The 14,267-nt window shown below is 69.9% G+C and carries 6 protein-coding genes, 1 tRNA gene and 1 rRNA gene; 6 read left to right on the top strand and 2 right to left on the bottom strand.

Going from position 1 to position 14,267, the window contains the following annotated elements; all coding sequences use genetic code 11:
- Nucleotides 1-140: 140 nt before the first annotated feature.
- Both rrf and AB0D48_RS05660 read left to right on the top strand, forming a co-directional pair.
- A 5S ribosomal RNA gene (gene rrf / locus AB0D48_RS05665) occupies nt 141-257 on the top strand.
- Nucleotides 258-262: 5 nt separating this feature from the next.
- A tRNA-Thr gene (locus tag AB0D48_RS05660) sits at nt 263-338 on the top strand.
- Between the two features lie 41 nt (nt 339-379).
- On the opposite strand, the gene AB0D48_RS05655 is transcribed toward AB0D48_RS05660, so the two are convergent.
- Together AB0D48_RS05655 and AB0D48_RS05650 are read right to left on the bottom strand one after the other, a co-directional pair.
- Nucleotides 380-850, bottom strand: a complete 471-nt coding sequence (locus tag AB0D48_RS05655) for a hypothetical protein (protein WP_362391091.1) — start codon at nt 848-850, stop codon at nt 380-382.
- A gap of 60 nt (nt 851-910) precedes the next feature.
- Entirely contained in the window at nt 911-3,493 is a 2,583-nt protein-coding gene (locus AB0D48_RS05650) for a SpoIIE family protein phosphatase (protein WP_362391089.1), read from the bottom strand.
- Between the two features lie 166 nt (nt 3,494-3,659).
- Between AB0D48_RS05650 and AB0D48_RS05645 the strand changes: the two genes are divergently transcribed.
- The 4 genes from AB0D48_RS05645 (at nt 3,660) to AB0D48_RS05630 (ending at nt 14,196) form a co-directional block, all read left to right on the top strand.
- Complete coding sequence (locus AB0D48_RS05645) at nt 3,660-9,200, top strand: HAMP domain-containing protein (RefSeq protein ID WP_362391087.1); 5,541 nt, start codon at nt 3,660-3,662, stop codon at nt 9,198-9,200.
- A 274-nt stretch (nt 9,201-9,474) separates the two neighbouring features.
- Nucleotides 9,475-10,158, top strand: a complete 684-nt coding sequence (locus AB0D48_RS05640; RefSeq protein ID WP_362391085.1) for a response regulator — start codon at nt 9,475-9,477, stop codon at nt 10,156-10,158.
- A 127-nt stretch (nt 10,159-10,285) separates the two neighbouring features.
- Complete coding sequence (locus AB0D48_RS05635) at nt 10,286-13,063, top strand: DNA translocase FtsK (RefSeq protein ID WP_362391083.1); 2,778 nt, start codon at nt 10,286-10,288, stop codon at nt 13,061-13,063.
- Nucleotides 13,064-13,299: 236 nt separating this feature from the next.
- Nucleotides 13,300-14,196 carry a RodZ domain-containing protein gene (locus tag AB0D48_RS05630; protein WP_362391081.1) on the top strand — a complete coding sequence of 299 codons (897 nt, stop codon included), beginning with the start codon at nt 13,300-13,302 and terminating at the stop codon, nt 14,194-14,196.
- Nucleotides 14,197-14,267 lie beyond the last annotated feature (71 nt).

Raw genomic sequence — 14,267 nt, 5'->3', positions numbered from 1 at the left:
CCAGATGTGGAAGCCCGGTAACGGGTGAAGCTGACTGGTACTAATAGGCCGAGGGCTTGTCCTCAGTTGCTCGCGTCCACTGTGTTAGTTCTGAAATAACGAACAGCTGTGAAAACACCAGCGTTCAAATTTCATAGTGTTTCGGTGGTCATAGCGTTAGGGAAACGCCCGGTTACATTCCGAACCCGGAAGCTAAGCCTTTCAGCGCCGATGGTACTGCAGGGGGGACCCTGTGGGAGAGTAGGACGCCGCCGAACAACCCGCCCTTTTAGCTCAGTCGGTAGAGCGTCTCCATGGTAAGGAGAAGGTCAACGGTTCGATTCCGTTAAAGGGCTCCAACAAAGAAGGCCCCCGCCTATTGGCGGGGGCCTTTTTGCGTTCATGGGCTCACTTCACGCAGCTGGCCGGCCGCCGCGTCGATGAACGTGCGCACAGCCTGCTCGAACCCGGACTCGATCACGATGACCGCCTGCCGGTCCTCCGCGTGGGTGATCTCACCGACCTTGGCGGACACGGCCTCCATCAGCCGACGCAATTGCGGATCGTCGGCCACCAGCTGGAGGCGGAACGCGGCTGTCTCGGCCGCGGCACCCAGGCGGTCACTCTCCAGGAGGGCCGCCAGCAACGATTCTTCGTCGCGTGGGGAGCGGCGCTGGCGGAACCACAAGGTGATCTTCGCGCGTTTGAGATCCGTGACCGCCGCCGCGTAGCCGCTGTACGCGGCGAGCCGCTCCTGGCGCAGTCGCTCCCGACGGGCCACGGCCTCCGCGCGTTCGGCCGTGCGGCGCTGGAACAGGTAGGTGGTCAAGGAGCCGATCAAGGTGCCTGCGACGGCCACCACGCTGGTCAAGACTGTGTCCACGGTGGTGAGTTGAGCACACCGTGGACACTCATGGCCAGAGGCCGGAACCTAGTCGCCTTCGCGCTGATGCGGGACGCGGAAGGCCAGGATGGCCATGTCGTCCGAGGCCGGTTCGGCCGCGAAGCGTTCCACCGCGCGCAGGACACGGGAGGCGACCGCGCCCGCCGTGAGGCCCGTACACGTCGTGAGGACCTCCGCGAGACCGTCATCGCCGAGCATGCGGGTGCCCTCGCGGCGCTCGGTCACGCCGTCCGTGACGCAGAGCAGCACGTCGCCGGGGTCCAGGGTGAGCGTCTGCTCGTAGAGGTCCAGGTCGTCGATCACGCCCAGCAGGGGCTGCGGGTCGGCGGCCGGGGTGACGTCGCCGTTCGGGCGCAGGCGCAGCGGCAGCGGGTGGCCGGCGCAGACGACCTTCATCAGGGCGCCGCCGTCGGGCTGGGGGTGGAGTTCCCCGTAGAGGAGCGTCAGGAAGCGGCTGCGGGCGCCCTCGTCGAGGATGGCCGCGTTGAGCCGCTCCAGGACCGCCGGGCCGCCGAGGCCCTCGCGGGCCAGGAGGCGCAGGGCATGGCGGGCCAGGCCGGTGACGGCGGCCGCCTCGGGGCCCGTACCGCAGACGTCGCCGATGGCGAAGCCGTACGCGCCGTCGCGGATCGGGAAGACGTCGTAGAAGTCGCCGCCCACCTCGTTGCCCTCGCCGGCCGCGCGGTAGATGACCTCGACCTCCATGCCGGGGATCGCGGGGGAGCCGGGCGGGAGCAGGCTGCGCTGGAGGGAACGGCTGATGGCCGTGCGCTCCGAGTAGAGGCGGGCGTTGTCGAGGGCGAGGGCGGCCCGGCGGGAGAGGTCCTCGGCGAGTTCGAGGATCTCCTGGCGGAAGTGCTCCTCGCTGGGCTTGCCGAGGGTGAGCATGCCGATCACGCGGTTGCGGGCGAGGAGGGGGAGGACCACCGTCTCGCCGCCGACCGCGTGAGCCGTCTCCGGCCAGGGACGGGCGCCGGCTTCCCGGACCGGCTCGGGCGGGCTGACCCGGGAGAGCAGGTCCTTGAGGCCGTCGATGCGTTCCTCGTCCTCGTGGAGGACGTAGGAGAGGTACGGGTCCGAGGACTGGTCGGCGATGGTGTAGACGGCGCACCAGGTGGCAAGGGTGGGGACGGTCATCTGGGCCATGAGCGCCAGGGTCTGGTCCCGGTCCAGGGTGCCCGCCAGCAGGTCGGAGGCCTCGACGAGGAAGGACAGGGAGCCACGGCGCAGCCGTTCCAGCTCGCCGAGGCGGGCGGACTCGACGGCGAGGGCGATCCGGTCCGCGGCGAACTGGAGGCGCAGTGCCTGCTCGTTGGAGTACCGGCCGGGAACCTCGGCGGCGACACCGAGGGAGCCCGTCAGGCGGCCTTCGACCTTGAGGGGCACGGTCACCACGGAGCGCATGCCGGTGGACTCCAGGAGCGGGACGGCTCCGGGGACGGCGGCGAGGTCGTCGTGGACGGCGGGCATGCGGGCGGAGCCGTACCGGCTGGTGCCGGCTTCGACGGGGACGCGGGCGAAGCGCTGGCGGGTGGAGGGCAGGCCGGTGGTCGCGCGGACCTCCAGCTCGGTCTCGTCGTCGGTGGCCAGCAGCAGGAAGGCGGCGTCGGCGTCGAGGAGGTCGCGGGCCCGTTCGACGGTGCGCTGCAGGAGGCCGTCGAGGTCGTCGGGGGCGGGGGAGCCGATGAAGACCTCGAAGGGGTCCGCGGGGCGGGGCTCGGTGAGCTGGCCGCCGTCGCTGGGGACGCGTACGGGGGTCTGGAGCAGGGCGCGTTCGTCGTCGTGGACGAGGAGGCAGACGATGGAGGGCTCCCCGTGGGCATCGCGTACCCGCAGGTGTGAGGCGTAAACGGGGATGACGCGGCCGTCGGCGCCGCGGATGCCGTAGCTGCCCTCCCAGCGCGACAGGCGCAGGGCCTCGGCGATGCCGGTGCCGGTGCCGGGTGTCTGGGGCCAGGCGGCGAGCTCGGCGAGCGGGCGGCCGACGGCCTTCTCGGCGGGGTAGCCGAAGATGTGCTCGGCGTCCTCGTTCCAGGCGGAGACGGTGTCGGCGGAGTCGATCTGGAGGACGGCCACGCGGACCCGGCTGTCGGCGAGGGGAAGCAGCTGGTCGGGGACGAGGGGCCCCGCGGAGCGGGTACCGACCGGCCGGTCCGGGAGGTCGAGGCGGAACCACACGTGTTTGTGGGTGGAGGTGTACTCGACGCCCCAGCGGGTGGCGAGGGCGGCGCAGAGCATCAGGCCGCGGCCGTTCTCCCGGTCGGGGTCGGCGTACGGGCGCTCGCCGGGGTGCTGGAGGGGCAGCTCGCGCTCCGGGTAACGGTCGGCGACCTCGACCCGTACGCCGTCCTCGGCGCGCAGGCACAGGACCTCGGCCCGGGTTCCGGCGTGGACCACGGCATTGGTGACGAGCTCGCTGGTGAGCACCACCGCGTCGTCGACGATGTCCGCGAAGCCCCATCCCTGCAGGGTGTCGCGGACGAACGCGCGGGCAGCGGCGACCGAGCGCCCGAGGGGATCGAAGCTGGCAGCCGCCCGTGCCGTGATCACGATTCTCCTTCGACGCGGTTGGACATCGAGTGCCAGGTTACTTACCTTCACGGTCGGCATGGTGCCGTCGTCGGGGAATCCACCCGCAGGGTACGGCCGGTGTGCGATGGTGCCGAAGTGTTATGGCCGGGTTCGGCCAGGGTGAAACACTGGGCAGGCTTGAAGAGCCGGGCAGGCACACTCGACGCCCGGTGGAACAGCGGTCGACCCTTTCGGGAGGGACACGGTGGAGTCTGGCGCAGCGGTGCGACGTACGGGAACGCGGCCGAAGGGCGGGCGGTCCCGGCGGAGCGGTACGACAGAGGTCGATACCGCCGCCCTGAACCGGCTGCTCACGGCCCTGGTGTCGATGCGGGACGGGAACTTCCGCAAGCGGCTGACGGTGTCCGGCGAGGGCGTGATGGCGGAGATCGCCGCCGTCTACAACGAGGTCGCCGACCGCAATCTGCACCTGACCGGGGAGCTGTCCCGGGTACGGCGGATGGTGGGCCGCGAGGGCAAGCTGAGCGAACGGCTGGAAACAGGTGCCTGTGAAGGCTCCTGGGCGGCCGCGATCGACGCCTCGAACCAGCTGGTGGACGATCTCGCCCGGCCGGTGTCCGAGGTGGGCCGGGTGCTGTCGGCGGTGGCCGAGGGCGATCTGGACCAGCGGATGGACCTGCGGACGCAGGCCCCGGAGGGGGCCGGGCATCCGCTGCGCGGGGAGTTCCTGAAGGTCGGGCGCACGGTCAACAACCTGGTCGACCAGCTGTCCGCGTTCACCGACGAGGTGACGCGCGTGGCGCTGGAGGTGGGTACCGAGGGCAAGCTCGGCGGTCAGGCCCAGGTGCGCGGAATGTCCGGTTCCTGGAAGGATCTGACCGACTCCGTCAACACGATGGCGTACCGGCTCACCGCTCAGGTGCGTGATATCGCTCTCGTCACGACGGCTGTGGCCAAGGGTGATCTGTCGCGCAAGGTCACGGTGCACGTGGCCGGCGAGATGCTCCAGCTGAAGAACACCGTGAACACCATGGTGGACCAGCTGTCCTCATTCTCCTCCGAGGTGACCCGCGTCGCCCGCGAGGTGGGTACGGAGGGTGAGCTTGGCGGCCAGGCGAAGGTGCCCGGGGTCGCGGGTGTGTGGAAGGACCTGACCGACTCCGTCAACACGATGGCCGGGAACCTGACGGCCCAGGTGCGCGGGATCGCGCAGGTGACGACGGCGGTCGCGAACGGCGATCTGTCGCAGAAGGTCCGGGTGAGCGCGCGCGGCGAGGTCGCGCAGCTGGCCGAAACGATCAACCAGATGACCGAGACGCTGCGTACGTTCGCGGACGAGGTCACGCGCGTGGCCAGCGAGGTCGGGGCCAAGGGAACACTCGGTGGCCAGGCGCAGGTGCCGGGGGCCGCGGGGACGTGGAAGGACCTCACCGATTCGGTGAACACGGTCTTCCGCAACCTCACCACGCAGGTGCGGGACATCGCGACGGTGACGACGGCGGTGGCCAACGGCGATCTGTCGCAGAAGGTCACCGTCGATGTGGCCGGCGAGATGCTGGAGCTGAAGAACACCGTCAACACGATGGTGGACCAGCTCCAGTCCTTCGGTGCGGAAGTGACGCGAGTGGCCCGTGAGGTCGGCGTCGAGGGTGAGCTGGGCGGCCAGGCGCAGGTGCCGGGGGCCGCGGGGACGTGGAAGGACCTCACCGATTCGGTGAACACCGCTTTCCGCAACCTCACCGGTCAGGTCCGCAACATCGCGCAGGTGACGACGGCGGTGGCCAACGGCGACCTGTCGCAGAAGGTCACCGTGGACGTCTCCGGCGAGATGCTCCAGCTGAAGAACACCGTGAACACGATGGTGGACCAGCTGTCGTCCTTCGCCGACCAGGTCACGCGCATGGCGCGGGACGTGGGTACGGAGGGCCGGCTCGGCGGTCAGGCCCGGGTCGAGGGGGTGTCCGGCACGTGGAAGGAGCTCACCGACTCCGTCAACTTCATGGCCGGCAACCTGACCTCCCAGGTGCGGCAGATCGCCCAGGTGACGACGGCGGTCGCGCGCGGTGATCTCTCCCAGAAGATCGACGTGGACGCCCGGGGCGAGATCCTGGAGCTGAAGAACACCATCAACACGATGGTCGACCAGCTCTCGGCCTTCGCCGAGCAGGTGACCCGGGTGGCCCGGGACGTGGGTACGGAAGGCCGCCTCGGCGGGCAGGCGCAGGTGCCCGGGGTGGCCGGCGTATGGCGTGACCTGACGGACTCGGTGAACGGCATGGCCGGGAACCTGACCTCGCAGGTGCGCAACATCGCGCAGGTCGCCACGGCGGTGGCGCGCGGTGACCTGTCGCAGAAGATCGACGTGGACGCCCGGGGCGAGATCCTGGAGCTGAAGAACACCCTCAACACGATGGTCGACCAGCTCTCGAACTTCGCGGAGCAGGTGACGAGGGTCGCCCGCGAAGTGGGTACCGAGGGCATCCTGGGCGGTCAGGCGGAGGTGAAGGGTGTCTCCGGCACCTGGAAGGACCTCACCCAGTCCGTCAACTTCATGGCGAACAACCTGACGTCGCAGGTGCGCAACATCGCCGAGGTGACGACGGCGGTCGCGACGGGCGACCTGTCGAAGAAGATCACCGTCGACGCGAAGGGCGAGATCCTCGAACTCGTCACCACCGTGAACACGATGGTCGACCAGCTGTCCTCGTTCGCCGAGCAGGTGACGCGAGTGGCCCGCGAGGTGGGTTCCGAGGGCATTCTGGGTGGTCAGGCCAGGGTGCGCGGGGTCACGGGCATCTGGAAGGACCTCACCGACAACGTCAACCTGATGGCGAACAACCTGACGTCCCAGGTGCGCAACATCTCCCAGGTCTCGTCGGCCGTCGCCAACGGCGACCTGACGAAGAAGGTCACCGTCGAGGCGCGCGGCGAGGTCGCGCAGCTCGCCGACACCGTCAACACGATGGTGAAGACCCTGTCGTCCTTCGCCGACGAGGTCACGCGCGTGGCCCGTGAGGTGGGCACGGAGGGCCGCCTCGGCGGCCAGGCGCACGTACCGGGTGTTTCCGGGACGTGGAAGGACCTCACCGACTCGGTGAACTTCATGGCCTCGAACCTCACCGGCCAGGTGCGGCAGATCGCCATGGTCACGACCGCCATCGCCAAGGGCGACATGACCAAGAAGATCGACATCGACGCCCGGGGCGAGATCCTGGAGCTCAAGACCACGATCAACACGATGGTCGACCAGCTGTCGTCCTTCGCCGACCAGGTCACGCGGGTGGCCCGCGAGGTGGGTACGGAGGGCATCCTGGGCGGCCAGGCGCGCGTCCGGGACGTCGACGGCACCTGGCGGGACCTGACGGAGTCCGTGAACGAGATGGCCGGGAACCTCACCCGGCAGGTGCGCGCGATCGCGGCCGTGGCCACCGCGGTGACCCGCGGCGACCTGAGCCTGAAGGTCGACGTGGACGCGGCGGGCGAGATCCAGGTCCTGCAGGACAACATCAACACGATGATCGTCAACCTGCGCGACACCACCCTGGCCAACAAGGAGCAGGACTGGCTCAAGGGCAACCTGGCCCGGATCTCCGCGTTGATGCAGGGCCGCCGCGAGCTCGACGACGTGGCCTCGCTGATCATGAGCGAGCTCACCCCGGTGGTCTCGGCGCAGCACGGCGCCTTCTTCCTGGCGCTGCCGGCCGGGGGCACCAACGAGTTCGGGACGGAGGGCGGCGCGGACGGCTCGTACGAGCTGCGGATGCGCGGGAGTTACGCGTACGCCGGAGGCCAGGTGCCCACTTCCTTCCGGCCCGGGGAGGGGCTGATCGGGACCGTCGCCGAAGAGAAGCGGACGATCCTGGTCGAGAACACTCCGCCCGGTTACCTGAAGATCTCCTCGGGGCTCGGTGAGGCGCCGCCGGCGCACGTGATCGTGCTGCCGGTGCTCTTCGAGGGGAAGGTGCTCGGCGTCATCGAGCTGGCGTCCTTCACGCCCTTCACCCAGATCCAGAAGGACTTCCTCAGCCAGATCGCCGAGATGATCGGTACGAGCGTCAACACCATCAGCGTCAACTCCAAGACGGAGATGCTGCTGAAGCAGTCGCAGGAGATGACCGAGCAGCTGCGCGAGCGCTCCGACGAGTTGGAGAACCGGCAGAAGGCCCTCCAGGCCGCCAACGCGGAGCTGGAGGAGAAGGCCGAGCTGCTGGCCCAGCAGAACCGGGACATCGAGGTGAAGAACACCGAGATCGAGGAGGCCCGGCAGGTCCTGGAAGAGCGCGCCGAGCAGCTCGCGGTCTCGATGCGCTACAAGTCCGAGTTCCTGGCGAACATGTCGCACGAACTGCGGACCCCGCTCAACTCGCTGCTGATCCTGGCCAAGCTGCTCGCCGACAACGCGGACGAGAACCTCTCGCCGAAGCAGGTGGAGTTCGCCGAGACCATCCACGGCGCGGGCTCGGACCTGCTCCAGCTGATCAACGACATCCTGGACCTGTCGAAGGTCGAGGCCGGGAAGATGGACGTCTCGCCGACGCGGATCGCGCTGGTCCAGCTCGTGGACTACGTGGAGGCGACCTTCCGGCCGCTGACCGCGGAGAAGGGGCTCGACTTCTCGGTACGGGTCTCTCCGGAGCTGCCGGCCACGCTGCACACCGACGAGCAGCGGCTGCTCCAGGTGCTGCGCAACCTGCTGTCCAACGCGGTGAAGTTCACCGATACCGGGGCGGTGGAGCTGGTGATCCGGCCGGCCGGGGCCGATGTGCCGACGGCGATCCGCGAGCAGCTGCTGGAGGCCGGTTCGCTGCGGGAGGCCGACGCGGACCTGATCGCCTTCTCGGTGACCGACACCGGGATCGGGATCGCGGCGAGCAAGATGCTGGTGATCTTCGAGGCGTTCAAGCAGGCCGACGGGACGACGAGCCGCAAGTACGGGGGTACGGGCCTGGGCCTGTCCATCAGCCGGGAGATCGCCCGGCTGCTGGGTGGAGAGATCCACGCGGCCAGCGAGCCCGGCCGCGGATCGACCTTCACGCTGTACCTGCCGCTGCACCCGAGCGAGCTGCCCCCGCAGGGGTACGCGCCGCCCACGCCCGGCGGCGGGCGCGCCGAGCTGTACCGCAGGCCGGCCGAGGACGCCAGGCCCGCGCTGCCGCCGGCCCCGGTGGCGCCCGTACCGGCGGCTCCGGCACAGGCTCAGCCGGCCCGGGCCGAGCGGGCGGCTCTGCCGGGCTCCGAGCAGGCCGGACAGGGCCAGGGCGGCGCCGCGCTGTTCCGGCGGCGGCGCAAGGCGCTGAGCGACCTGGAGCCCCGTACGGCGGTCCCGTGGCAGCCGGGCGCGGTGGGGGCCGAGGACGCCTGGGGTAACGCGGAGGCGGAGCTTCCGGCTGCGCCCCGGACGTACGACTTCCACAGCGAGAAGGTGCTCATCGTGGACGACGACGTGCGCAACGTCTTCGCGCTGACCAGCGTGCTGGAGCAGCACGGCCTGGCCGTGCTGTACGCGGAGAACGGGCGGGAGGGCATCGAGGTCCTGGAGCAGCACGACGACGTGACGGTCGTGCTGATGGACATCATGATGCCGGAGATGGACGGCTACGCGACGACCTCGGCGATCCGGCGGATGCCGCAGTTCGCGGGGCTGCCGATCATCGCGCTGACGGCGAAGGCGATGAAGGGGGACCGGGAGAAGGCGATCGACTCCGGTGCTTCCGACTACGTCACCAAGCCGGTCGACCCGGACTATCTGCTGTCGGTGATGGAGCAGTGGATGCGCGGGAAGTGATCACCGGGGGAGCGGATCGACCCCGGTTGCTGACTGACCGTGCCCGAGGCGGTGTGGGAGGTCGGCAAACGGGGAACCTTCTGGTCTCCCCACACGTTTCTGCTTCGTGCACAGTGACATCTTGGTGACAGGGTGTGGCGATCTCGGGACTGGGGCTACGATGACCGGCACAAGGACGGACGGCGCAAGGATGCCGTCCTCTGGGGCGGGGCCCGGCGTACAGGCCGGAGCCAGGAGCCGGGGAGGCCCCATGCCGGGGCGAGGAGGACAGGGCATGGTGCAGAAGGCCAAGATCCTCCTGGTCGACGACCGGCCGGAGAATCTGCTGGCGCTGGAGGCCATCCTCTCCGCGCTCGATCAGACACTGGTCCGGGCGTCGTCCGGGGAGGAAGCGCTCAAGGCGCTGCTGACGGACGATTTCGCGGTCATCCTGCTGGATGTGCAGATGCCGGGAATGGACGGATTCGAAACCGCCGCGCACATCAAGCGGCGGGAGCGGACCCGGGACATCCCGATCATCTTCCTGACCGCGATCAACCACGGTCCGCACCACACTTTCCGCGGTTACGCGGCGGGAGCGGTGGACTACATCTCCAAGCCCTTCGACCCGTGGGTGCTGCGGGCCAAGGTCTCGGTCTTCGTGGAGCTGTACACGAAGAACTGCCAGCTGCGGGAGCAGGCGGCCCTGCTGCGGCTCCAGCTGGAGGGCGGCGGTTCGAACGGTGTGGACGGCAGCAAGGAGACGGCCGGCCTGCTGGCCGAGCTCTCCGCGCGACTCGCGGCGGTCGAGGAGCAGGCAGAGGCGCTGACCAAGCAGCTCGGCGAGGACTCGGCCGAGGCGGCGGTGGTGGCGACCGCGGCGCATCTGGAACGCAAGCTGACCGGACTGCGGCGGGCGCTCGACGCGCTGGAGCCCGGAACCGGCGGGGGAGCGCCCGTACTGCCGCTGCAGGGCTGAGCGGGAAGCGGTCTGGCGGTGCGTCAGGTCTGGTGGTGCGTCAAAACGGCCACGGGACGGGCGACACGAACGGGTGAAGGGGTGGGCACGCGTGTCCACCGCCGGGGACACCGGTAATCTCGGGCCCATGGCCTCACGTACGTCCGGCAAGGGTTCCCAGAGCACCGCGGGCACCGCGAAGGGCCGCACCGGCCGTACGTCGGCGCCGGCGAAGAAGGCGGCTCCGGTGCGCAAGCCCCCCGCGAAGAAGGCCGCCGCCAGGCGCGCCCCCGTCAAGAAGGTCGCCCCCAAGCCCGCGCCGTCCCCGACCGGGGGCGTGGTGCGGCTGGTGCGCGCCCTCTGGCTGGGCTGCGCGCACGCGGTCGGCGCGATCTTCCGGGGGATCGGCCAGGGTGCCAGGAACCTCGACCCCGCCCACCGCAAGGACGGCCTCGCGCTGCTCCTGCTCGCCCTCGCGCTGATCGTCGCCGCCGGAACCTGGTCGAATCTGAGCGGACCCGTCGGCGATCTCGTCACCATGCTGATCACCGGTGCCTTCGGGCGACTGGATCTGCTCGTGCCGATCCTGCTCGGCGTCATGGCGGTGCGCTTCATCCGCCATCCCGAGCAGGCCGACGCCAACGGCCGGATCGGCATCGGGCTGTCCGCCCTCGTCATCGGGGTCCTGGGCCTGGTCCACATCGCCTGCGGGGCACCGGGCCGGGACGAGGGCACCACCGCCATGCAGAACGCGGGCGGGCTCATCGGCTGGGGCGCCTCCAAGCCGCTGATCTTCACCATGGGCGCGCCGCTGGCCGTGCCGATGCTGGTGCTGCTCACGGTCTTCGGGCTGCTGGTGGTCACCGCGACCCCGGTCAATGCGATTCCGCAGCGGCTGCGGCGGCTCGGGATCAGGCTCGGGATCATCGCCCCGAACGAGTACGACGAGGGCTACGGGGAGGACGGGGGCGTCTCCGCCGACCGGCACGACGCGGAGCGGTGGAGGGCCCGTACGGGAGCCGGCGAGACGGGCACCGCCGACCCGGTGGACGCCGCCGAGGAGGAAGCCCTCGCCCGTCGGCGCCGTCCCAAGCGCGTCCCGTCCCGGCCGGCCATGGACCGGGAGATGGACGCCGTCGACGTGGCCGCGGCCGCCGCCGCCGCGCTGGACGGGGTGGTCTACGGGGGGCTGCCGCCCTCCCCGCTCGTCGCCGACCTCACCCAGGGGATCTCCGCCCCGCGGGAGGCCGGGGAGAACACCGCTCCCGTGCCGCCCGCGCGCGAGGAGCGCCCCGTGCCGTCCACGGCCGCGCAGCCTCCGGCCGTCGGCGATCAGCCGCACGCCACCACCGCCGCGGCCTCCGGGACGCTGTCGGTGCCGGACCTGACCAAGGCTCCGCCGGAGAACCAGCCCCTGCCGCCGCGTGCCGAGCAGCTCCAGCTGCGCGGGGACATCACGTACGCGCTGCCTTCGCTGGACCTGCTGGAGCGGGGCGGGCCGGGCAAGACCCGCAGTGCCGCCAACGACGCCGTCGTCGCCTCGCTCAGCAACGTCTTCATGGAGTTCAAGGTCGACGCGAAGGTCACCGGCTTCACCCGGGGCCCGACGGTCACCCGGTACGAGGTGGAGCTGGGCCCGGCGGTGAAGGTGGAGCGGATCACCGCGCTCGCCAAGAACATCGCCTATGCCGTGGCCTCGCCGGACGTGCGGATCATCAGCCCGATCCCGGGCAAGTCGGCGGTCGGCATCGAGATCCCGAACACCGACCGTGAGATGGTCAACCTGGGCGACGTCCTGCGGCTCGCGGACGCGGCCGAGGACGACCACCCGATGCTGGTGGCGCTCGGCAAGGACGTCGAGGGCGGCTACGTCATGGCCAACCTCGCCAAGATGCCGCACGTGCTGGTGGCCGGAGCCACCGGCTCCGGAAAGTCCTCCTGCATCAACTGCCTGATCACCTCCGTCATGGTCCGCGCGACTCCGGAGGACGTCCGGATGGTGCTGGTGGACCCCAAGCGGGTGGAGCTGACCGCGTACGAGGGCATCCCGCACCTGATCACGCCGATCATCACCAACCCCAAGCGGGCCGCCGAGGCGCTCCAGTGGGTCGTACGCGAGATGGACCTGCGCTACGACGATCTGGCCGCCTTCGGCTACCGGCACATCGACGACTTCAACCAGGCCATCCGGGACGGCAAGATCAAGCTGCCGCCGGGCAGCGAGCGGGAGCTCAGCCCGTACCCGTACCTCCTGGTGATCGTCGACGAGCTCGCCGACCTGATGATGGTGGCCCCGCGCGACGTCGAGGACTCGATCGTCCGCATCACCCAGCTGGCCCGCGCGGCCGGGATCCACCTGGTGCTGGCGACCCAGCGTCCGTCGGTGGACGTGGTCACCGGCCTGATCAAGGCGAACGTGCCCTCGCGCCTGGCCTTCGCCACCTCCTCGCTCGCGGACAGCCGGGTCATCCTGGACCAGCCGGGCGCGGAGAAGCTGATCGGTAAGGGCGACGGGCTGTTCCTGCCGATGGGGGCGAACAAGCCGGTCCGCCTGCAGGGCGCCTTCGTCACCGAGGACGAGATCGCCGGGATCGTGCAGCACTGCAAGGACCAGATGGCGCCCGTCTTCCGGGACGACGTCACGGTCGGGCAGAAGCAGAAGAAGGAGATCGACGAGGACATCGGCGACGACCTGGACCTGCTGTGCCAGGCGGCCGAGCTGGTCGTCTCCACCCAGTTCGGCTCCACCTCGATGCTCCAGCGCAAGTTGCGGGTGGGCTTCGCCAAGGCCGGGCGGCTCATGGACCTCATGGAATCGCGGGGGATCGTCGGCCCGAGCGAGGGTTCGAAGGCGCGCGACGTCCTGCTGAAGGCCGATGAGCTGGACGGAGTACTCGCCGTCATCCGTGGGGAGGCACAACCGTAAGATGCTTCAATTTTGAGGAAATGCCGGGCAACCGTTTCCCTTGGGCTCGCGTCCAGTTGAAGGAAGGTGGCGGCACCGCGCACGGGATGGTCACGGGCGCAGGGCCGCCGCACCGGAGGCGACCCTTCCGCGCCATTCGGATGGCGTAGGAAGTGCACCCTCCGGTTGCTCCACCCTTTCGTCACCCCCCTAGACTGGACATCCAGCAGGTGGCTACACGCTCGAAAGGCGCCCTCGTGTCCATCGGCAACTCCAACTCCCCCGAAGAAGACCGGCCTTCGACCGACGACCGGTCCGAGGACCGCATCGTCGAACGTTCCGTCGAAGCACCGTCCATCGGGACGGCCCTCAAGAAGGCCCGGATCGCCGCCGGGCTCACCGTCGACGAGGTCAGTTCCACCACCCGCGTGCGCATCCCGATCCTGCACGCGATCGAAGAGGACGACTTCACCCGCTGCGGCGGCGATGTCTACGCCCGCGGCCACATCCGTACGCTCGCCCGCGCCGTACGCCTCGATCCGGAACCCCTGGTCGAGGCCTACGACGCGGCCCACGGCGGCCGGCCGGCACCCACCCCCGCCGCGCCGATGTTCGAAGCCGAGCGGATCCGCCCGGAGAAGCAGCGGCCCAACTGGACCGCCGCGATGGTCGCCGCCATCGTCGCCGTGATCGGCTTCGTGGGCTTCACCGCCTTCGGCGGCGGCGACGAGAAGGCCAAGCGGCCGGTGGCGGAAGGTTCCGTCGCCCCGAAGCCCGCGCCCAAGCAGTCCGGCGGCAAGCCGACTGCCCAGCCCCCACAGACCCCGCAGGCGCCCAAGCCGGAGCCTTCCGACAGCGCCATCGCCGCCGCGCCCAAGGACCTCGTCACGGTCGTCCTGACGGCCGACACCGGCGAGAGCTGGATCTCCGCGAAGGACTCCACCGGCCGGCTCCTCTTCGACGGCACCCTCATCCAGGGTGAGTCGAAGACCTTCACGGACAAGGAGTCCGTCGACCTCGTGCTCGGCGACGCCGGGGCCGTGAAGCTCTTCGTGAACGGCAAGGAGATCAAGGACGACTTCCAGCCGGGCCAGGTGGAACGTCTCACATACACGAAGGAAGACCCCCTCCAGGGGCAGCCCCAGGCGGGCTGACAGGAGGCCGCCCTAGGGCGGAACGCTTTGATCCGGATCCCCGGGGTGCTGTGCGGTGTCTGCCGCCGGCC

It is taken from the genome of Streptomyces sp. NPDC048269 (assembly GCF_040652395.1).
In the GTDB taxonomy this organism is placed as follows: Bacteria; Actinomycetota; Actinomycetes; order Streptomycetales; family Streptomycetaceae; genus Streptomyces.
Note: the sequence above shows the minus strand (reverse complement) of the source record. Positions and strands in the feature narration are given on the sequence as shown.